General features: G+C 49.0%; 18 protein-coding genes and 1 pseudogene. 12 read left to right on the top strand and 7 right to left on the bottom strand.

Going from position 1 to position 21,847, the window contains the following annotated elements; all coding sequences use genetic code 11:
• Positions 1 to 88 precede the first annotated feature (88 nt).
• Genes Q0I19_RS10105 through Q0I19_RS10095 form a run of 3 tightly spaced genes read left to right on the top strand, consistent with a single transcriptional unit; the run spans position 89 to position 5,967 of the window.
• Positions 89 to 901 carry an ATP-binding protein gene (locus Q0I19_RS10105; RefSeq protein WP_294761107.1) on the top strand — a complete coding sequence of 271 codons (813 nt, stop codon included), beginning with the start codon at positions 89 to 91 and terminating at the stop codon, positions 899 to 901.
• 32 nt (positions 902 to 933) lie between these two features.
• A complete protein-coding gene (locus Q0I19_RS10100; RefSeq protein WP_294761109.1) occupies positions 934 to 4,227 on the top strand; it encodes a DEAD/DEAH box helicase family protein in 3,294 nt (1,097 codons plus the stop codon).
• Between the two features lie 33 nt (positions 4,228 to 4,260).
• Positions 4,261 to 5,967: a hypothetical protein gene (locus Q0I19_RS10095; RefSeq protein ID WP_294761110.1), complete on the top strand. Its 1,707-nt coding sequence runs from the start codon at positions 4,261 to 4,263 to the stop codon at positions 5,965 to 5,967.
• A 41-nt stretch (positions 5,968 to 6,008) separates the two neighbouring features.
• Here Q0I19_RS10095 and Q0I19_RS10090 read toward each other — a convergent pair whose 3' ends face one another.
• The 7 genes and pseudogenes from Q0I19_RS10090 to Q0I19_RS10065 form a co-directional block, all read right to left on the bottom strand.
• A complete protein-coding gene (locus Q0I19_RS10090; RefSeq protein ID WP_294761112.1) occupies positions 6,009 to 7,427 on the bottom strand; it encodes a relaxase/mobilization nuclease domain-containing protein in 1,419 nt (472 codons plus the stop codon).
• Positions 7,427 to 7,735 carry a MobC family plasmid mobilization relaxosome protein gene (locus tag Q0I19_RS10085; RefSeq protein ID WP_278544436.1) on the bottom strand — a complete coding sequence of 103 codons (309 nt, stop codon included), beginning with the start codon at positions 7,733 to 7,735 and terminating at the stop codon, positions 7,427 to 7,429. The genes Q0I19_RS10090 and Q0I19_RS10085 overlap by 1 nt, the downstream gene beginning before the upstream one ends.
• Before the next feature lie 103 nt (positions 7,736 to 7,838).
• Entirely contained in the window at positions 7,839 to 8,228 is a 390-nt protein-coding gene (locus Q0I19_RS10080; protein ID WP_176857861.1) for a TnpV protein, read from the bottom strand.
• Positions 8,229 to 8,382: 154 nt separating this feature from the next.
• Positions 8,383 to 8,874, bottom strand: coding sequence for a hypothetical protein (locus tag Q0I19_RS10075; protein ID WP_294761116.1), 492 nt, complete (start codon positions 8,872 to 8,874; stop codon positions 8,383 to 8,385).
• A gap of 570 nt (positions 8,875 to 9,444) precedes the next feature.
• Entirely contained in the window at positions 9,445 to 10,236 is a 792-nt protein-coding gene (locus tag Q0I19_RS10070; RefSeq protein ID WP_294761117.1) for a site-specific integrase, read from the bottom strand.
• A 24-nt stretch (positions 10,237 to 10,260) separates the two neighbouring features.
• Positions 10,261 to 10,368: pseudogene (locus Q0I19_RS11470) on the bottom strand (hypothetical protein); the annotation flags it as partial.
• Positions 10,369 to 10,377: 9 nt separating this feature from the next.
• On the bottom strand, positions 10,378 to 10,587 hold the full coding sequence (locus tag Q0I19_RS10065) for a hypothetical protein (protein ID WP_294761219.1): 210 nt from the start codon (positions 10,585 to 10,587) through the stop codon (positions 10,378 to 10,380).
• 379 nt (positions 10,588 to 10,966) lie between these two features.
• Between Q0I19_RS10065 and Q0I19_RS10060 the strand changes: the two genes are divergently transcribed.
• From Q0I19_RS10060 to Q0I19_RS10015, 9 genes are all read left to right on the top strand, one after another.
• Positions 10,967 to 11,680, top strand: a complete 714-nt coding sequence (locus Q0I19_RS10060; protein ID WP_294761119.1) for a LytTR family DNA-binding domain-containing protein — start codon at positions 10,967 to 10,969, stop codon at positions 11,678 to 11,680.
• A complete protein-coding gene (locus Q0I19_RS10055; RefSeq protein ID WP_294761122.1) occupies positions 11,677 to 13,011 on the top strand; it encodes an ATP-binding protein in 1,335 nt (444 codons plus the stop codon). The genes Q0I19_RS10060 and Q0I19_RS10055 overlap by 4 nt, the downstream gene beginning before the upstream one ends.
• 158 nt (positions 13,012 to 13,169) lie before the next feature.
• Entirely contained in the window at positions 13,170 to 15,980 is a 2,811-nt protein-coding gene (locus Q0I19_RS10050) for a glycoside hydrolase family 3 N-terminal domain-containing protein (RefSeq protein WP_294761125.1), read from the top strand.
• Positions 15,981 to 16,310: 330 nt separating this feature from the next.
• Positions 16,311 to 16,514, top strand: a complete 204-nt coding sequence (locus tag Q0I19_RS10040; protein ID WP_294761126.1) for a hypothetical protein — start codon at positions 16,311 to 16,313, stop codon at positions 16,512 to 16,514.
• Positions 16,515 to 16,695: 181 nt separating this feature from the next.
• Positions 16,696 to 17,223 (top strand): hypothetical protein, encoded by a 528-nt coding sequence (locus tag Q0I19_RS10035; RefSeq protein ID WP_294761128.1) that lies wholly within the window; start codon positions 16,696 to 16,698, stop codon positions 17,221 to 17,223.
• Between the two features lie 53 nt (positions 17,224 to 17,276).
• The gene (locus tag Q0I19_RS10030; RefSeq protein WP_294761131.1) at positions 17,277 to 17,795 is read left to right on the top strand and encodes a hypothetical protein; all 519 of its coding nucleotides are present in this window, start codon (positions 17,277 to 17,279) and stop codon (positions 17,793 to 17,795) included.
• Between the two features lie 33 nt (positions 17,796 to 17,828).
• On the top strand, positions 17,829 to 18,308 hold the full coding sequence (locus Q0I19_RS10025; RefSeq protein WP_294761134.1) for a hypothetical protein: 480 nt from the start codon (positions 17,829 to 17,831) through the stop codon (positions 18,306 to 18,308).
• A 5-nt stretch (positions 18,309 to 18,313) separates the two neighbouring features.
• On the top strand, positions 18,314 to 18,967 hold the full coding sequence (locus Q0I19_RS10020) for a hypothetical protein (protein WP_294761135.1): 654 nt from the start codon (positions 18,314 to 18,316) through the stop codon (positions 18,965 to 18,967).
• Positions 18,968 to 18,997: 30 nt separating this feature from the next.
• A complete protein-coding gene (locus tag Q0I19_RS10015) occupies positions 18,998 to 21,844 on the top strand; it encodes a GLUG motif-containing protein (RefSeq protein WP_294761138.1) in 2,847 nt (948 codons plus the stop codon).
• Positions 21,845 to 21,847: the final 3 nt, after the last annotated feature.

Below are 21,847 nucleotides of genomic sequence, written 5' to 3'. Positions count from 1 at the left end.
GTCGACAAATCAAAATTGCTGTATAGGAAGCCCCCCTAAGAATTACTATTTTTCGCTATTGAATCCATTTCGGGTAAGGAGGCATATTATGAATCCCCAAATCAGAGACAAATTTTATGATGAATTTTTGAAAGAACCAACAAAAGACAATTTCCGAAATTTTCTGTCAAAAAACTGTGGAGAATTAGACGAAGTAGACTATAAAGCGACTTGGATCGATAAGGGGCATTTGGCAAAAACCATGCTCGCAATGGCAAATTCCAACGGCGGTGCTATTATTGTTGGTGTTAAGGAGGAAGACGATGGGACGCTTACACCAACAGGGTTAGAAAATTTCAAAGACAAAGCAATCATAAATGACGATATTCACAAATTGGTTCCAGCAGAGTTGGATTATCAAGTTTTGGATTTTTCATACGATTCTTCTGAGTATGAAAAAATGCAGAACAAAAAATTTCAAATGATGATTGTTTCCGATACCCCGGATAGATTGCCTTTTGTTTCTCAAAGCGAAACAACCGGATTAGAAAAAGATGCTATATATGTTAGACGCGGCACAAAATGCGAAAAGGCCACTGCCTCAGATATTGAGAAAATCATATATAACAGAATGGAAACAACTTTTAAAGAAGTCTCTGATATGACACTGCCAGAACATTTAGAACAGTTAAAAATCCTGTACGCAGAACTTCCAAAACAAATTAAAGTTCTAATAAAAAAAGGGGCTCCGACCAAATTGGCTCTTGCCCTTTCTAGTTTTGGCAAATTACTTACTGAAACAGAGGATATATATGAAGAACGCGATAATCCAAATTATCCAGAAGAAAGCTATGAAGCATTTGTTCTAAAAATGATCACAAAGAAGAAACTCAAAATTGAGAAAGTTCTTGACTTAAAATGATTCACTTTATCTATTGAGGGAAGGTCACGATTATGAATAATTTTGACTCCTTTACTTCTACCCCACAATTTGAGAGCTTTGCCTCTGTCGCTGTCTCCGCCGAGCGTATCTTACATATCGACCCGTCCGCCTGCGTCCTCAACTGCCGCAGAGCGATGGAGTTTGCTGTAAAATGGATGTACTCGGTCGATAAGGCGTTGGCCATGCCCTATCAGGACACGCTGGTCAGCCTGATGAACGCCGAGGATTTCCGGGATATTGTCGGCACGGACATCTGGCGGCGCATGGATTTTATCCGCCGCATGGGGAATAATGCGGCCCACAGCGGCAAAAAAATCACCGAAGAACAAGCTGAACTATGCCTTGAAAACTTGTACATTTTTCTCGACTTTGTGGCATATTGCTATGGGGAAAACTATACTGCCGGACACTTTGATCGCGCTCTGCTGGAGCAGCCCGCCGAAGCCCCTGCAGCACAGCCTGACGAAGAAAAGGACATTGACCTTGCCGCCCTTATGGCAGAAAACGCCGCACTGAAAGAAGAACTCACCGCCCGCCGCGCGGAACAGCAGCAGACCTATGTGCCCAAACCGCTTGATCTGTCCGAGTACAAGACCCGCAAGCTGTACATTGATACCATGCTTACCGATGCGGGCTGGACCGAGGGCAAAGACTGGCTGAACGAAGTGGAACTGCCCGGTATGCCCAATAAATCCGAGGTAGGCTATGCCGATTATGTGCTTTACGGTGATGATGGCCGCCCCTTGGCTGTGGTAGAAGCCAAGCGCACCTGTGTGGATGTAGCAAAAGGACGCCAGCAGGCAAAATTGTATGCTGATCTGCTGGAAAAGAAGTATCACCGCCGCCCGGTCATCTTTTTGACCAACGGCTTTGAAACACGCATTACCGACAATATTTACCCGGAGCGCAGGTGCGCCGCCATTTATTCCAAACGCGATTTGGAAAAACTGTTCAACCTGCAATCCATGCGCACCAGCCTGCGGAATGTGATGGTAGACCGCAATATTGCCGGGCGTTACTATCAGGAGGGGGCTATCAAGGCAACTTGCGATGCTTTCACTCGTAATCGTCGCAAGGCGCTTCTGGTTATGGCCACCGGCTCCGGCAAAACGCGCACAGTGATTGCCTTGTGTGATGTTCTGCTGCAACACGGCTGGGTGAAGAACATCCTGTTTCTGGCGGACCGCAACAGCCTTGTCACGCAGGCAAAGCGCAGCTTTGTGAATCTGCTGCCGGATTTGTCGGTTACAAACCTCTGCGAAGAGAAGGACAACTACACGGCGCATTGTGTGTTTTCCACGTATCAAACCATGTACAATGTCATTGACAGTGTGCAGGACGAGAACGGCAAGCTGTTCACTTGCGGGCACTTTGACTTGGTAATTTGCGACGAAGCGCACCGCTCGGTTTACAACAAGTATAAAGACATTTTCAACTACTTTGATGCGCCACTGGTCGGCTTGACTGCAACGCCCAAGGACGAAATCGACAAGAACACCTATGAGATTTTTGAACTGGAAAACGGTGTGCCTACCTACGGTTACGAGCTGGCGCAAGCCGTTAAAGATGGGTATCTTGTGGATTTTTTGTCCGTTGAAACGAAGTTGAAGTTTATTGAGGAAGGCATTGTTTACGATGCACTTTCGGATGAAGAAAAACAGATTTACGAGAGCACATTTGAGGACGAAAACGGAGAGTTGCCTGAAAGAATCGATTCGTCGAAACTGAACGAATGGGTCTTTAACGAGGATACAATTTCCAAGGTTCTGAATACCCTGATGACAAAAGGTATCAAAATCGATTACGGCAACAAGCTGGGCAAGACAATCATCTTTGCAAAGAACCATGACCACGCGGAAAAAATATTGGAGGTATTCAATAAAGAATACCCCCATTTGCCCGGCTTTGCCAAGGTCATCGACAACTATATGACCTATGCCCAAAGCGCGATTGATGAATTCTCTGACCCGAAAAAGTTGCCCCAGATTGCAATTTCCGTAGATATGCTGGACACCGGTATCGATGTGCCAGAAGTGCTGAACCTTGTGTTTTTCAAAAAAGTTATGAGCAAGGCAAAGTTCTGGCAGATGATTGGCCGCGGTACACGCCTTTGCCCTGCTCTGTTGGACGGCAAGGATAAAGACAAATTTTATATCTTTGACTTCTGCGGGAACTTTGAGTTTTTCCGCATGAGCAAGGGAAAACCCACTGCTAACATGATTGCGCTGCAAGGGGCAATTTTCCACTTGAAAGCGCAGATTGCTTTTAAGTTGCAAGATTTGGCATATCAGACCACTGATTTGATTGCGTTCCGCAAGGCACTTGTGGATGATATGGTGCGCAAAGTACAGGAGTTGAATAAAGACAACTTTGCTGTGCGCCAACACTTGAAATATGTGGAATTGTATGCCAACGCGGACAACTACACCGCTCTGACCTATGAGGACACCTTGCTGATGGGGCAGGAGTTAGCGCCGCTGATTACCCCCGAAGAAGATGACCCCAAGGCAATGCGCTTTGATGCCCTGATGTACGGTATAGAGCTTGCCTACCTTGTAGGAAAAAAGTATGGCAAGGCACGCAGCGATTTGATGAAAAAGGTTGCTGCCGTTGCGTCTGTTGCAAACATCCCAGAAATCATGGCACAATCCGATCTTCTCAATAAGATTTTGCACACGGATTATTTGGAAACAGCCGGGATCAACGAATTTGAGCATATTCGCGAAAACCTACGCGACCTTATCAAGTATATTCCCATCGTAAAAGTTCGCTATGATACCAATTTCGATGATGCAATTCTGTCCGAAGATTGGAACGAGTCCGAGTTGGAAAACGATGACTTGAAAAATTACAAGGCCAAGGCAGAATTTTATGTGCGGCAGCATACGGATAACGCCGTTATTGCCAAACTGAAAGGCAACATTCCGCTGAATAGCGATGATGTAAAGGCGCTGGAAGAAATTCTGTGGAACGAAGTCGGCACAAAGCAGGACTATGAAGCCGAGTACGGTCAAAAGCCTTTGGGCGAGTTTGTGAGGGAGATTGTCGGCCTTGACATGAACGCCGCCAAAGAGGCCTTTGCGCAATACCTGAACGATGCCAGCCTTGACAGTCGACAAATTTATTTTGTGAACCAGATTGTAGAGTACATTGTCCACAATGGCATGATGAAAGATTTGTCCGTATTGCAGGAAGCCCCCTTTACCGACCGCGGCAGCATCGTGGAAGTGTTCACCGATTTGTCTGTATGGGCAGGAATTCGTAAGGCAATAGAGCGCGTGAATGCAAATGCAGTGGCTGCGTGATTACGCTGCTCTACGCTAAAAGTGAGGATTAGAATGGAACACATTGGATATAAAGTATTTTATAAGGCGGCGTTTGATTTACAAGCCTGTAAAGATTCTCGCGGCGATATTCTATGGGATATGATTGAAGAAATTCGCTATTGGATCACCGTTAAATACCGCAAAAGAGGAGACCCCCTCCCAGAAAAAACACAGGTGTGGTCTGATTGGAAAAGAGGAAAAACCATCAGATCTAAAAGCGGTCAGGTTGTTTTGTATTCTTGCTTTTGTTTAGATGAGCAAAAATGCTATTGGGCATGTCAAATTAAGGAACCTCCCGCAGGTGAAGTCGGTTTTGCCCCTAGAGAATGGATGACTGAAATTGGTTTTTGTCAAACAGAACCGGGTGTAGCCACAATCACGCTCATTACAGCTTACTTAGACCGTCCTGGATTCATTGGTCCTTGTCAAGATGATCCCGAATTTAATACACCGGGTATCATTCACCGGCTTCGTCACAGCAAACGATTGAGCTGTTCCATAAATGGATATGTACCTACTGATAAACCTCTTCATTTTGTACCGGGGCAGTACTATGATTTTTGGGAACTTGTTTCCAATCCACTGCGTGAAATTCCAGTAGTATATATAAGTCCTCGTACAATGGATGATAAAACAGAACGTACGCTCCTTGACCCAGCGTATGTGGCCAGAATCCTTGACATGAACGCGATTGTTTGTTACGCAGATAGCGTGGATTTTAGTCGGGAAATGACTCAGCTTTGCCCCCAAGAATACGCTTGTTATTCTGGTAGCATCAGAATTTATGCTGGGCATCCCAGAGTAAAAGAAAAAGATGATAGCCGCCGACATCGCTTGATTACTGCAAATCAACTGCTCAAAATGCAGGATCAAAGCGACTCCGTGATTTACGACATTCTACGTCGGGCGCTAGTTCAAGACGTACACTTTTATGATGATCTTTTTACAGTTGAAAACTGTCGCAGAAAAAAGGATACGCTTACCGCACAAAAGCGTATCAGCGAGTTGAAAGAACGGGAAGCGAACTCTACTAGTACGGCAGAAGAAATGCTGAATGCCGCCGCTGACAGTGAACAGGAAAAGAGGTATATAGAAGAAACCCTGTTGGAAACCCAAATTCGCAATGAAACATTGCAGCAAGAACTCGACGATGCAAAGAAGGAAATCAGAAATGCAAATGTTACTGCCGGAATTTATCGTGAACAAGCAGCAAATTATAATGAAGTCTTATCTTCGTTAGAGAGAATGCGTAAGTTCCACAGTTATCCTTCCGATGCGAAAAGTGTTGTGGAATACATTTCTTTGCATTATTCGGATCGAATTTTTTTCACGGAGCGAGCGCTGAAAAGCCTGAACGATTGCAACACGAAAGCAGAGGTTCTTTGGAATGCACTTTGTGAGATAGGAGATACTCTATATAGCCTGTGGGTAGATGGTTCTTACACCGATTTGGAAGCGGCATTCAATTCCAGAAGCAGTAATTTCAAGTATAAACGAGGACAAGGCAGTATGACGCGCGCAGACAAGAATTTGATGCGACAATATGAAGACATTTACTGTAACAGGAAAATAAATGTAGAAGCCCATATCGCCTGCGGAAATGATGACATGGATCAACGCTCTGTTCGGATTTATCTTTGTCTTGATCCTGAAACATCCAAAATTGTCATATCACATATAGGCAAACATCTCGATAACTATTCAACCAGAAAACTGTAAGTGCTTCTGTGTGTATGCATCTAAAACTACAATGAGACGATCTATTTATGGCAGTAGCTATTAAGCGCAAATCTTTCCCGATTGCTTTGGTAAACGGCTAATGTTCTATTTTCAGATGTTTTTACTTTCTGACACTTATCCTGTACCGTTTCACAATCCATTTCGATATTTGCACAAGTAGCAATATCTCGCCGCAATTCTCTAATACGGGCTGTGAGCGTCTGTATTTGGCTTAAGCGGTCAGTATTGGCAACTTTGTCCTTACTACGATAGAGCGCTTTGCGCTGCGCTATAAGGGCGTTATATTCGGCTTGCAGGTTTTCCTTACAAGGCAAAAGCTCGTCAAGTGTTGTAATCCGCTGTTCCCATAAAAAGTCGCATTGCCGCCGATAGCGATTGTACCGCAGGAAATCATCACGCAGCAAGTAATAGCAACGCTTGCTAACCTTACCTTTATATGCTTTTCTCAGCAATGCGCAGTAGCGATAATAGCAAGCCATAAATCCGGTGATTTTTCGGCAGTTATGGCTCAGCTTGCCGCGATACCGTGCGCGGCGGCGAACAGGCATAGGCAGCTCTTTCGGCTGCCAGCGTGGTGGATGAGGTACTGTTTGCTGCTTGTATTCTTGCTGCATTGCGAGTGGAAGTTTACGCAACTCTTGGAAGTAACTCCGCAAGGCGTCCTCGCTGAAGCGTGGACTAATCTTATCCAATCGAATATTTCTCTGTGCATCTTTGTGGCGCACAGCCATATGTGTAACCTTCGGTCCGTATTTCACCTTATAACCCATTTGCTGCAACTCTGCAATAAATCCGGCAAAGCTGTCTGCGGAAGCCATCGCCATTTCAACATCGGCTTTTACCATACCGCGTAGCGTAGGTGTGCCCTCTTTTTCATGTTTCCACTCGCCGTAAGATTTCCCGTGTCCGTCTGTTTCTACAACCGACAAGCGGTTTTCGCGGCACAGTTCGTCGGAAATAGCTCGAATACCCTTGTAGTAAGTAGTAAAATCATTACGAAACATTCGACCATCCATAAACGAAACCGAGTTTACAACAATATGGTTATGCAAGTGGCCTTTGTCTAAATGGGTGCTGACGGTACATTCAAACCGATCTGCTAAGAATCGCCGTGCGAATTCGCAGCCAATTTCATGCACTTGATCCGGCGTTGCTTCTCCGGGCTTAAAACTTTGAATAATGTGATAGCCCACATTGCCACCGTTCAAAGGCTTGCCCCATCGTTGTTTCGTTGCCTGCATAATGCAATAAGCATTTTGCGGCATACAATTAAAGCCCGAAACATAAAGCTGGTGTTCGGTTTTATCCTTGTTCTGTGTGTAGTCGATTAACCGCTGCATATCTGCCGTACTGAAATATTCTGTCTTTTGCGGATTGGCAGCATAGTCTAAGCAGCCTTTTAGTTGCCCACGAACGGGCAAAATCTTTGTAATAGCCATTAACTTTTCTCCTGCATAAACTGCCAGATGCGCTGCATGATGCGGCTCGCCTCGGCAAGTTGAGCATTTTCAATCTTGCCTGTACTGTTGGCCAGCCGGGTAAGCTGGTTCAAATTGTTGCCGACTGCGGCTACCTGTGCTGCCAAGGCTTTATAGCTATCCGGCGGGCGTTCGCGTATTGTACAGCCACTAACCAACGCTCGGAGAAATGGCTCCATCTTCATACCGGCTGCATCGCATTTATTTTTCAGTTGATGGTATTCTTCTTCGGTAAAACGTACCGTTACTTGTTTTTGACGTTTTAACATTTGCTTTCTCCTATCGGGGTCTTAGGGGCTTGCCCCTAACAAACGGTCGTTATGCTGGCATGACAGCATAATGACGTGCTTGCCGCACTGTCCGGGAACGCTATCACTTTCCCGGTAAAGAGAGTGAATCGTTCGTGTTTTCCTCTGCGTAAATCAGTTCAGCACACACAATTTCTTCGGCCTGTGCTTGCAAGCCTTGCATAGCTGCTGCCCATTCCAGCGGGTTACAACGTTTCATTTCTTCATTGATTTTGGCTTCCGCTGCCAATACTTTGGTAAGACTTTCAACTTGACGATGTGCCTCGCAGTCAATGTTCGTGAGGTGCTGTGCCAGCGTTCCATCCAACAACATCTGGTCGCGCTCCATTGGTCGATGCTCATCAAGGTATCGCGCTCGCATCATGCCGTATTTTCCAATGGTGTTGTCTGTGATTGGACCATTTTCCAACTTTGGAATCAGATAGCCGTTTACATTCACATATTCCATTTTCATTGTGTAACCCTTTCATTCTGCAAGCCTTCTGAAAAAGAGAGACTGTTGTGCGGCAAATTTTCTGCACTGTCCTTTTTCTTTTTCAGATGGCTTATTTATAGTATTTGATATAGTAATTACTAAGAGTATTTAATTATAGTAATTATAATACCGCCTACATTACCGCCACTGCGCTTACCACAGGTGTGGTTACCACTGGTGCGGTTTTGTGGGTAGTGGTCATACCAGTAGGTACATTTTGTAGGGTGTGGTTGGCTTTCGTCAGATTGGTATTGCTGATGTTTCCCTGTGCATCGTAATAGATTAAATACACACCGTTCCAACCGTTATTGGAATCGCGCAGTTCATACTCATAGCAGAATCGTCCACGATTTGCCGGACGAACGTGCGCAACCAAATAGCCATTATTTTTCAACATATCCCATGCACGGTTAAAGGCGCGTTCGCCCTCGGTGCAGTGGTTCATCAGCCATTGCTTTGTCAGCGGTACTGCGGTATAATCAATACGGGCAGCAATCAAGGCATACAACCCTTTAGCGCTCATGGATAAGCTATCGTTGAACAGTGCCTCGTTCTGCACAACAGAGTATCCGCGCGTTTTACGGACAAAAGCACCACTTTCAGCAGCAGAATTTGCGTTTTTCACGGTAAAATCTCCATACAAAGAAAAAAGATTTGGACTGAAATATAGCCAAATCTTCAAATTCTGTACAAATTTTCAATTTTCCCTGTGTTGTGCCAAAAAGTGTTGCCCGAAAAACGATTGTTGCCTAAATGTTGCCCAAACGGCCACGGGCAACATATAAAACGAAATAAGTCAAAATATCAAAAACAAGCGTAAGAACAGAAAACAGACGGTTCAACGCAAAGCAGAATAAAGAGATATAAGACGAATACCTTGATGTACTTGACTCGAAATCAGTTGAACTCGAAAGAGTTCCGTGGGTTCGAATCCCACCGCCTGCGCCAAGTATCACTACTCAATTTCACATTGGGTAGTGATTTTTTATTGCCGCTTTGCAAAATTCCGTTGCTTTTCTTATAACCATCTCCCCTTTATTTTCAAGTAGTGATTTTCGGGTTCGGTACAAATCATACCAGCAATCGCGGCAAATAGCTATTCACAGAACTACACAAGATTTTTCCTGCCGCTTGGGTACAAATTGACAGCAAAAAAGGCGGCACCCGATTTCTCAGGTGCCGCCCTCTGTTCATGTTACCACTTCTTTATGGGCTGCGCTTCCGGCAGTGTCAGCGTGTTTGCCATCGTCCGGGCGCTCAGGTTCTTGGACTGCGAATCCAAGTGCGCGTAGATATTCGCCGTGGTGGAAATATCGCTGTGGCCCAACCACTCTTGAATCTGCTTCATCGGTACGCCCTCTTTCAGCAATAGGCTGGCACAGGAGTGGCGCAAATCGTGAAAGCGAATCCGCCGCAGATGATAATTCCGCAGGATGATCTGGAACGAATCGGAGAGATAATCCGGCTTGAGCAGATTGCCCATTGCGTCTACGCAGATGTAGTCTGCGTATTTTTTGTTGTAGCACCTACCGCACAGCTTGCGGTTTTCTTTCTGTTCTTCCTGCAAGGCAAGCAGCCGTTCCCGGAAAACCGGTACAAGCGGCAAAGTGCGCTTGCTGGATTTGGTTTTTGTGCTATTGGATTCTACAAGAACTTCTTTTCCATCCAGCCGAACCGTTGTGACCGTGTGGCAGATTTCAATCGTGTTCTGCTCAAAGTCCACAGCAGCCCATTTCAGCCCTACAACCTCGCTGCGGCGCAGACCATAAAAGGCGGTCAACATAACTGCCACCTCAATTTTACTGCCGCGCACAGCGTCGAACAGCGCGTTCATTTCGTCCTTGCTGTAAAAGTTCCCGGTAAATTCGTTTTTCTTTGGGCGGTCTACCTTGTCGGCAGGGTTCACATCGATCAGGTCTGTTTTCACTGCGTATTTCAAGGCGCGGTGGATAACCGCATGATAGTGAATGACCGTATTGGGCTTCACACGCTCCAACTGTTCCTGATAAAAAGCTTGGATATGAACCGCTTTCAGGTCGCCCAGCGTAACGCCGAGATTTCTAAAGTAAGGAATGATCCTGCTGTTCGACAGTTCTTTGTAGCTGGCGTAGGTTGTCAGCTTGACGGTTTACTTTGCGATTTCCAGCCATTGCACCAGATAGTCCGCAAACAGCATGGCTTTGCCGGGCGGACCGTTGGGGTCAACGGGTGGCTCAAAGTCGTCTTGCAGCTCACGCATCATCGCCTCGGCGCGCCGCTTGTACCCCGTTTTGGTGCTGATTCGCAGGGCATCGCGCATCTGTTCGATGTTCATCACATCGGGATACTTGCGCAGCATCACACGGTAGGCATCGCGCTGGTTGAATCCTTTGCTGCTTATACAAAACACCTCTTTTTTGAAAATTTGCGGATTTAATTCCACAAGCATGGCGGTCACTTGTTGAAAACTTGTGGCCGCCATAATCTGGAATCAAATGTATATATTTTAATGTATTGACGCCCCCCGAAAGCGCGTTATAGTAATAGCAGAAACCGGCATAACTTTTGTCAGAACGCCGCCGCCCTAAAAAAGGCGGGAAGCCCGTGACCTTAGCCGCGGGAGGATTCACTGGAAATCCGCATAAGTGCTCTTGAAAATCTTTTTGACATTGTTTGTCGCACTTGGTAGAATGATGACAGAAAAGAAAGAATGCAAATCCCATGGGGAGGTTTCGGGTATGCTGCAGATTGCTATTATCGAAGACGAAGCAGATTTGGCCCAGCAAACAAAAGATAATGTCGTTCGCTATCTTAATGAGCATGGACTCGAAGGCAATATTACGGTGTTTAACGATGGTATGGATATTGCTGAGAACTACAAACCAATATGGGATATTCTGCTGTTGGATATTGAGATGCCGCTACTGGACGGTATGAGTGCTGCTCAGAAAATCAGAGAACAGGATGCGTTTGTCGTTATGATTTTCATTACCAGAATGGCAAAGTATGCCATTAAGGGGTATGAAGTCGATGCACTGGATTTTATACTAAAGCCCATCACCTACGCGCAGCTTTCTATGAAACTGCCTCGCGCCATTGAACGAGCCTCTCAAAGGCAAAAGCATCATCTTTTTGTTACGGTTAATGGAGAAAAGCAGCGAATTGAGAGTTCGGCAATCTACTACATTGAGGTGCGGGGGCATTGGCTATATCTGCATCTGCATAATCAAACGCTGGAAGTCTCCGGCAGTTTGCAGGAAATTGAAGACCGCCTTAAAGACCAGCAGTTTTCGAGATGCAGCAACAGCTACTTGGTAAATCTTCGACATGTGGATGCCGTAAAAAAAGACTCCATTGTTGTCGGCGCGAACGCACTTCCCCTTAGTCGCGGTCGAAGGAATACATTTCTCAGCGATCTGGCAAATTCTGTGACGGGAGGGAATATGAAGTGAATTTGCTGCAAGGTATCTTCAGAATTTTACATCAACCGGTTCAGCTGCTGATTGCAGCACTCATGTTTGCTTACAAAGAACCAAAAAGAAAGTTTTGGCTGATTCGTGCTGTACTGGCAGCAATTTTTGGATTTGTGGTTTTGGAGCTTTGCATTACCGCATCACCTGAAATCCTTTTGAATAGCTATTTGGCTTCTTTGGTGTGGAGCATAGGCAGTTTTCTTATCCTGCTTGCTATAGAATACTCGGTGTTTGATGTAGAACTCAAAATGGCTGCTTATTTCACTACATTGGCCTACCTCACGCAGCATGTCGCTTTTTGTGCGTGGGATGCGATTCAGCCCGGAGCAGGCTATAACGAACCTCATTATAGCTCCCTCAAAGACATAGTAGTAGATGTCTTCGTTCCCTTTGTTGTATTTGCATTCGTCTATGTCGTGATATATCTCTTGATTGCGCGCCCTATGGTTAAACATGGGTATACCTCGGTGAGTGTCGGGTATTCTTTTACGACAATGATAGCGGTCTTACTGATATCTATTGTGTTTAGTGCGATTGTTCAGACCAGCTTTCAGCACCAGAATTACCTGTATCGGTGTTGCAGGATATATTCGATGATATGCTGTGTTCTGATACTGTGGCAGCAGGTGAGTTTTCAAAACAAATTGGCGCAGCAGGAGGAGCTATCGCTTCAAAAGCAGTTGTGGATGCGTCATCAGGCGCAATATGAACGCGCATCGGATAGTGTGAAGCTTATCAACCACAAATGCCATGCACTGAAATGCCAGCTGTCTGAGTTGAAGAAGCTTGTGGCGCAAACAGGTAATGCACCGGAAAAGGCAGTTCTTCAAGAAATCGAAAACTCCGTATCGGTATATGACTCTATCATCGAGACAGGAAATGAAATTCTGGACACGATACTGACCGAAAAGAGCCTGCTGTGTGCTGCGAATGATATCACCTTTACCTGTGTTGCCGATGGAAAGGCAGTCGGTTTTTTGGAGGCGGTTGACTTGTTTTCCATGCTGGGGAACGCTCTGGACAACGCAGAGGAGGCCGTTCATAAGCTTGAGGACCACGACAAGCGTGCGATTTCCGTAAGCATCTTCTCGAACCATGGCATTGCCATCCTTCAAGTGGAGAACTTCTACGAGGGAAACTTGCGTTTTGTTGACGGATTGCCCGTTACGACAAAAGGAGACCCGAACTATCATGGGTTTGGGTTAAAGAGCATCCGGAGTACAGCGGAGAAATACGGCGGCACGGTTTCCGTCCAAGCAGAGGACGGGTTGTTCCTGCTTCGTGTGGCGCTGCCGGTTGAAACTGAATAAGCAACACTGAATTGCCGGGAATACCCCCGGCAATTTTATTTTTTGTGCAAAGCAGGAGCAAAAAACGACCACTTAGGAAGTAAAGCCTCCTTTTTTTAGAGTTTCAGGTATAATGCAGACAAATGACCGAGTCCGGTCAATCAGAAGGAGGAATTCAAATGTCAAACACTGCCCCTGCAAAACAAGTACGCAAGCCTAAGAAACTGCCATTTGTCATAATGTGCATTCTGAGCGCTATTGTTGCGGTACTGAATGTACTGCTTTGTGTGCTTGTCCCGAAATACTACACCACCATCAACAGTTATCTGTACAAGGGACCGGATGCGGATAAGGTGGCTGCTTTCCGTCAGGCTTCTGCGGATATGACGCAGAAAGTCGAAAGCGAAGGCATTGTCATGCTGGAAAATAAGAACCAGACTCTGCCCCTCGCTTCCGGAAGCAAAATCAATCTCTTTGGTTATGGCTCTCGCGACACTGTCTACGGCGGCTCCGGTTCCGGTTCCGGTGACAGCAGCAAAAACATCACCTTGGAGCAGGGCTTGACCAACGCCGGATTCTCGGTCAATCCTGAGCTGGTTTCTTTCTACAACGACCATTTTGTCGAGCGTACCGGCGTCGGTTTCACCGGCAACAACTTTGATATCAACGAGCCTGCCGTCAGCGAATACTCTGATGAGATGATTGCAAACGCCAAGGCTTATTCGGATGTGGCCGTGTTTGTTGTGTCTCGTCTCGGCGGTGAAGGTGCAGACCTTCCCATGGATATGGACCCGAATGCAACAACACAGATTGTTTCTTCCGGCAAGGACGTTGAGCAGGTTGTAAAAGGCGGCGACGCCGGTAAACATTATCTGGAACTGCAGAGTGTTGAGCAGCAGGTCCTTGATATGCTGAAGGAAAACTTCGGCACAGTAGTTGTTCTGGTCAACTCCACAAATGCCATGGAACTCGGATTCCTCGAGGACGATGGCGTGGATGCAGCACTCTGGATTGGGTGCCTGGGTTCTACCGGTGCAAATGCAGTCGGTGAAGTTTTAAGCGGCGCAGTGAATCCTTCCGGCCGCACTACCGATACATTCGCCTATGAGGTCGAGAGTGCTCCCAGCTATTACAGTATTGGCGCTTATAACTATACAAACTGTGAGTGGGTAAACACCAGCCCCATCGGCGGCGGTGCTGCTCCGGACGCTTACCATTATGTCGATTATATCGAGGGTATCTATGTAGGCTATCGTTACTATGAGACAGCCGCTGAGGATGGCTTCATTGACTACGATGCCACGGTTCAGTATCCTTTCGGCTATGGTCTTTCTTACACGGACTTTGAAGAAAGCATCTCTGATTTCTCGTTTGACGGCAACAATGTGACCATGACGGTCAATGTGAAGAATAACGGCTCTGTTGCCGGTAAAGATGTAGTTGAGGTCTACTACTCTGCACCGTATACTGAGGGCGGTATCGAGAAGAGTTCTGTCGTTCTCGGAGCCTTTGGCAAGACCGGAATGATTGAACCCGGTCAGAGCGAATCTGTGACCTTGACTTTCACTGCTGAGGATATGGCATCCTACGACTATACCGGTGTGAAGGCTAAGGGCGGTGCCTATGTTCTCGAAGCGGGCGAATATACGATCAGCCTGCGCAGCGACAGCCACACGGTCATTGATTCTCGGACTCTCACCATCGACAAGGATAGAATCTACAACGACTCTAACGATGGTGCCCGTTCTACCGACGATGTTGCAGCAACCAATCAGTTTGACTATGCTTCTTTTGGCGAATGCACAAGCTATGTGAGCCGTGCCGATTGGGAGGGTACTTTCCCCAAAGAGCGAGCTGCTGCGAGCCGTGAAGCCGGTGCTGCCGCTCTGGAGGCAATCAACAATACATCCAACGGTCTGGTTGACACAGCCGAAGACATCGCCGTTGTTGATCACGGTCTGAAGATTGAAGACATGAAGGGTCTTGCCTATGATGACCCGAAATGGAATGATTTCCTGGAGCAGATTCCGGTCAGTGAGATGGTCAATCTGGTTTCCAATGGCGGCTGGGCAACACAGGAGGTCCCGTCTGTAGGCAAACTGGGTTACACTGAGGTAGATGGTCCCAACGGTATCAACAACATTATGGCAGGCTCTACCGGCAATCAGTTCTGCGCACAGTCCGTGCTGGCGTGCAGCTGGAATACCGAACTGGCATACGATATGGGCGAAACCTTCGCACAAGAAGCGATAGCTATGAAAATCGCTGCTCTGTATGCCCCGGCTATGAACATTCATCGCAGCCCGTTCAGCGGACGTAACTACGAGTATTATTCTGAGGACGGTCTGCACTCCGGTAAAATGGCTGCTGCTGAAACGCAGGGTATCCAGTCTCAGGGCGTTACGACCTACTGCAAGCACTTTGCCGTCAATGACCAGGAGAGCAACCGCGATTCCGGTGGTCTGCTGACTTGGGTGAACGAGCAGGCAATGCGTGAAATCTATATCAAGCCCTTTGAGATTGCCGTTAAGGAAGGCGGTACACGCGGAATCATGTCCTCCTTCAACCGTATCGGTGAAATCTGTGCTGCTGAAAATGCTGATTTGCTCACTACTGTCCTGCGCAACGAATGGGGCTTCCGTGGCACTGTCATTACCGACTGCATCCTTCAGCTGTCCTATATCAACATCGACCGTGCAATCGCAGCGGGCAATGACTTGATTCTGTCTTTGATGAATATTCAGGCTCCGAGTGAGGCCGTCACCAATTCTCCTGCCGGTCATCAGGTCCTTCGCACTGCTACGCATAATATCCTTTATGCCTCTGCTAATAGCATTGGTCAGGAAGTCAGCGCTATCCCGGTTCCGTACTGGCTGTATATCACGGTTGCGGTTGTCGATGCCGGTCTCATTGCTCTGTGCGTGTTCTACTTTGTCCGCCGCCGCAAGAATGTTAAGCGCTGGAAAGAGCAGAATTCTGTGCAGGCTTAATAGGGAAGAGCAGAAGGGAGTTCTGGAATCGCTTTGCAGCCAAACACCCTGAAACAGCATAATGGGTACGAGAAGGCGGACTGTTTGTCATCGTATCGAATCTCATTACCGTTTTCAAGTATCTGCTCTTGCAGTTCTTGCCGAAAGCATTTGCAAGTTTGCCGGTTATGGATTTCGGCTGGCCTGTCACCTTGCAGACTTGCGCAACGGTCAGTACATCCGGGTAATTGCGCGTACCATTCCTTGGCCGGCAGCCGTTCCTCGCCCTTATAGTTCGGCTTGCACTCCAACGATGCGGCAGGTTTCTTGTGCTTAGGGTATGAGCGCGCTGTGCTGTACGGCGAAATGCCGGAAATTTTCGATTACAGCCCGGAGGTGGACACCTACTTAAAGGTCACTTGCTTCCCCACGTTTGCCGGACACTGCGGGTGCATTTTGTTCAATGTGCAGGATTTTTCTGCCGCGCACACGCTGGCGGACAGCGAAAAAGCAATGATGATGTATCTTGGTATTTCTTTGGGACGAAACAACTAAAATATCTGCAAAACCGTCTGTACGTGTTTAACGACAGGCGGTTATTTTTTTATATAAGTAGTACATTACAAAATATAACAATGTCTATTCGTCCCAAAAGCTTGCGTTGCAGCGCTGAAAATGCTATTATTTAATGAAAGAACTTTATCACTGAAAAAACGAACACGGAAAGGATTATTGTATGAACAAAAATGAGAAAAACAAGGCGGCCCCCAAGCCGATCTATATCGTTATCGCCGTGGCAGCGGCGGTGTTTGTGGTTGCCGTGGCGGTGCTGCTGGGCTTACGGCAGCGCCCCACGCAGGCAGAAAGCAGCTTTACGCCCGATTTGCAAGAGGGCACAAGCGCGTGGAGCGGCGACACCCTGCCGGACAAGACCCCCGAAAGCAGCGGCGAGGCGGTGGGCATCAAGATTCCGGGCTACCCGTCCATCAGCCTGCCCGCCAACCAACAGGACGTGGAAGTCGCGCTGCTGAACCCCGAAGGCAACCCCTGCTACTTCACCTTTGAACTGGTGCTGACCGACACCGACGAGGTGCTTTACACCTCCAAGCAGGTCGAGCCGGGGCAGATGATTACCAACATCACGCTGAACCGCGCCCTGCCGGCCGGGCAGTACAATGCAGAGCTGCGCATCACAACCGCCTCGCTGCAGGACGGCAGCGCCATGAACGGGGCCAATGTTGTGACCGTGCTGGACGTACAGTAACACACAGCGGTACAAGCTGTATAAAAAAATAACATAGAATAGGAGTAACCCCCATGAAAAAATTTGCATCTTTTGTTTTGGCTTTGGCTATGGCTGCTGTGTGCGCCGCACCGGCAATGGCGGAGGGAGCCGATAGCTCTGCATCTTCCGCCAGCTCCGGCGCAACAACTAAACTGGACGCCAATTCCGATACCGGCAACACCATGGTTCAATTTTACATTGCCCCCGCGTATACGGTAACGATTCCGACTAACGTTACGCTGGATAAAACGGGTGAGGGAGCCGCCGTCACCTACGAAAAAGACCTGGAGCTGACGGCAAGCAATGTGCGCCTTGAGAAGGGCAAGGAACTGCATATCACAATTTCCAACGCTAATGATTACAAGCTGACAGCAGGCAACGCAGAACTGGCCTACACGATTGATGACAAGACCCCCGGCACAACAGATGTTGTTGCCACTTTTGAAACCAAAACTGCCGACCAAACCGCAACCCTGCACATCAAAGCAGGCAACCCCACTTATGCCGGTAACTATTCCGGCACACTGCAATTTACCATTGCCGTTGTTTAACCCACCACCTAAAACATAGCGGAGGAATCCCCCATGAAAAACCTCACTTCCTTTGCCCTTGCTTTCGCGCTTTGCGCCGCCTGTGCGGTTTCCGCCTTCGCAGCGGACGCCGCCTCCGGCGTTGCAAACGCCACTTCCGGCACCACCACCATTACAACCAACATCCAACCCAGCTACACGGTAAAAATTCCGGCTGCAACAAAAATCGACTTCAACGATACTGTCACCAACCTGTGCGGCACCCTGCACCTTGAAACAGCCCAGCTGGAACCCAACCATACTGTTACGATTTCCGCAAAGCCAACCGCGCTGAAAAACGACAAGGACAACAGCGAGATTCCCTTTACCCTGTATAAAGGCAACACCCCCTTCACCGCTGCTTACCTTACCGACACGACCGAAAAAGTCCAACTCAGCGTACATATTACCAAAGACGCTTGGAGCAAAGCCTCCGCCGGTAATTACACAGGCTCTGTAACCTTCACCATCACCTACGCAAGTAAAGGGGGCTGATGTCTGTGAAAAATTTAGCAGGTCTGCTATGCGCGCTTGCACTGCTTTGCAGCTTTTGCCTGCCCGTTTTTGCAGATAACAACGATAACACGGTAGAAATTACCACCACAGTGCCAACCACGCACACCATAACCGTAGACCGGGTGGACGGTGCCGCCGTATTTTTCAACGGTCAGTCCGGCACGACCTTTACGGTCGATCGCTTCGACCAACTGCAGCTGCTTATCTGCCCGGATTCCGGCAGGGTGCTTACCCGTGTGCTGGTCAACGGGGAGGACGTCACCGCCCTTGTGCAGGGCGGCTATTACACGCTGCCCGCCGCGTGTGAGGATCTGACCCTGCAAGTCGAAACCACCGCAGCGCCGCAGGCAGCATCCCCCGCAAGCACCCCAGCCCCGGCGCAATCGGCAGCGCGGCCCGCAAAGACCCCTGCCCCCGCAAAGCCGGAGGCGACCCCCACCGAGGCACCGCAGCCGACCACCCCCACCGAAACCCCTGCCCCGGAAGCAGCCCCCACCGAAACACCGCAGCCCACCGCCCCCGACGTGACCCCCGCGCCGCAAACCGCGCCTGTCACGCCGTTGGTATGGCTGATTCCGGTGGTGTTGTTCACCATTGTGCTGCTTGTGCTGTTACGGCGCAAAAAAGGCAAAAAATAACAGCGTTGCCTTTACCATAAGGAGGACCCCATGAAAGCAAAACGGATACTTGCGTCTGTGCTAAGCGTGGCTTTGCTGTTGCAGCTAAGCCCCCTTAACATCTGGGCGCTGGACGAGGACCTGCAGCAAACGCCGCAGGTCAGCACCGTGCAAGAAAATATCGAACCCACGCCTGTGGAAAGCCCCACTCCCGTGGAAAGCCCCGCGCCCGTGGAAAGCCCCACTCCCGTGGAAAGCCCCGCGCCCGTGGAAAGCCTCGCGCCCGTGGAAAGCCCCGCACCTGTGGAAAGCCCCGCACCCGTGGAAAGCCCCGCGCCCGTGGAAAGCCCCGCGCCCGTGGAAAGCCCCGCGCCCGTGGAAAGTCCCGCGCCCGTGGAAAGTCCCGCGCCCGTGGAAAGTCCCGCACCTGCGGAGGAACCCCAGGAACCCACGGCGGCACAAGCCGTGCAGGCGCTGATCGACGCCCTGCCGGACGAAGTGACGGAGGACAACGCCGAGGCAGTGGAACAGGCGCTGACCGACATTGACGATGCCAAAGAAAGCCTTACCGATGAAGAATTGGCAGAGCTGGATTTGACGCGCTATGACGCCGCCGCCAACGCGCTGCTGGCGCTGTGGGGCGAAGCCCCCGCCGATGCGGTGGAAACGCTGGATGCCTACCCCACGCCCCAAAAAGGCAACGATGATTACTACCAAATCACCACCGAAAATGACCTGCGCTGGTTTGCCGAAGCCGTAAACAACGGTCAAACCAACATCAACGCCCGTCTGACGGCTGACATCCCCGTAAGCAGCACGCCTTGGACGCCCATCGGCACATACGAGAAACGGTTTACAGGCAAGTTTGACGGCAACGGCAAAACCATCCGCGGTCTGAACTGCAACACGCCCGACGGCGAATATGTCGGTCTGTTCGGCTATATCGACCGCGGCGGCGAGGTCACCCATCTGGGTGTGGTGGATTCCACCTTTGCGGGCGTGCAGTATGTGGGTGGTGTGTGCGGCTATAACAACGGCACCATCAGCGGGTGCTACAGCACGGCAACGGTGAACAGCAGCATGGTTTCCGGCGGCGTTCTGTTTGGCTACTCTATGCGCAAAGTCACGAACAGCTTTGCCTACGGTACCGCACAGGGCAGCGCAAAGTCCTTCGGCGGCTTGAAACAAGGAACTGTGACAAACTGCTTCTACCCGAGCGAAACACAAGGCACCTCCAGTAGCGCAACAGCGGCAAAGGCAGACGAGTTCAAAAGCGGCAAGGTTGCCTATGAATTGGGCTCGCAGGACCCTATCTGGAAACAGAATTTACCGAGCGACCCCTACCCCAACTTTACGGCGCAGAGCGTTGGCTATGCCAGCGGTGCCTACCACAACCACACTGACGCAAGCACCTGTATATACTGTATCAGAGCCAATAACAAGCCTGAGCAGCTGACTGATGGTACATATAAAATCACCAACGAAGCACAGCTGAGATGGTTTGCCAATGAGGTGAACAACTTTACCCCCAACAGCTGCGCCCTTCTGATGAACGACATCATCGTGGACAGCACCACGCCTTGGACGCCCATTGGCAAAAAAGCAAATCCGTTTATAGGCAAGTTTGACGGCAAAGGCAACACCATCACCGGGCTGAGGTGTACGGACAGAAATGCAGAGTACGTCGGTCTGTTCGGCTATGCAAGCGGCGCTACCATACAAAACGTTACCGTGAAGGACTCTTCCTTTATCGGTAACGAACGTATTGGCGGCGTGTGCGGTTATATCACAGGCGGCACCATTACCAACTGCCACACGGTCAACACTGCCATTGGTGGCACCGGAGGTTATACGGAGGGCAAATACTACGGCGGTATTGTTGGCTACATAACAGGCAATACAAATGTCACCGGCTGTACCAACAGCGACAGCACCGTGAACGGCGGTTACTACCTCGGCGGCATTGCCGGACAGGCAAAAGAAGCAACGGTGCAGCGCTGTTTCAACACAGGCACGGTGACCGGCAGCAAATCCGTAATCGGCGGCATTGTCGGATATGCATACAATGCAACGGTGCAGGATTGCGGCAATACCGGCGCTGTAACAAGAACCGGCCCTGACGTAAAATACGGCGGCATTGTCGGAAGCGCCATCCAGCGAAGCGTTATTGAAAACTGCTACAATGCGTACAGTTCCATTGAATACCCTATTGGCGGCATTTATATCAGTTCTGTCGATGCCACATTTTCCAACTGTTATTACCTCGGCAGCTCCGTCATTAACTACACAGGCACCACCGCCAAAACGCAAGCACAGTTTGCCAGCGGCGAGGTGGCTTACCTGCTGCAAAAACCGCGGGACGATGCAGCAACAGCAGACAAACCTGCCGAGCAGGTTTGGGGTCAGACCCTGACCGATCCAGGCAAGCAAACCTACCCCGTGTTGGGCGGCTTAAAGGTATACCAGGGTACCCCCTGCCAAGGCAGGTACAGCAATGCGAAGGATGAAGAACTTGACCACAACTATGTAGACGGCAAATGCACCTACTGCGGTCAGCCGGAAATTGCCTACACCGTGACCATCCCCGCCTCGGTGGAGCTGGGCAACACAGCAACCATCGCAGCCACGGGCGTGACCCTGCCGAATGGTAAGCAGTTGAATGTCAAAGTGGCAGATGGCAGCGAGTTCAAGGTCACGCTGGGCGATGATACACGCGATTACAAGGTCTACAATGGCGAAACCGAAGTAAAACCCGGCAATACCGTATTGACTGCCGATAACGACACCCCGAATAATTCCGTTACATTGCAGTTTAACGTCCCAACCACAGCCACAACCTATTCCGGCACATACACCGGCACCGTATCCTTTACCGTCAGTGTTGATGACAAATCTTAATAA

Source organism: uncultured Gemmiger sp., assembly GCF_934561205.1.
Classification (GTDB): domain Bacteria; phylum Bacillota; class Clostridia; order Oscillospirales; family Ruminococcaceae; genus Gemmiger.
This window is presented reverse-complemented; position numbering and strand designations above follow the sequence as displayed.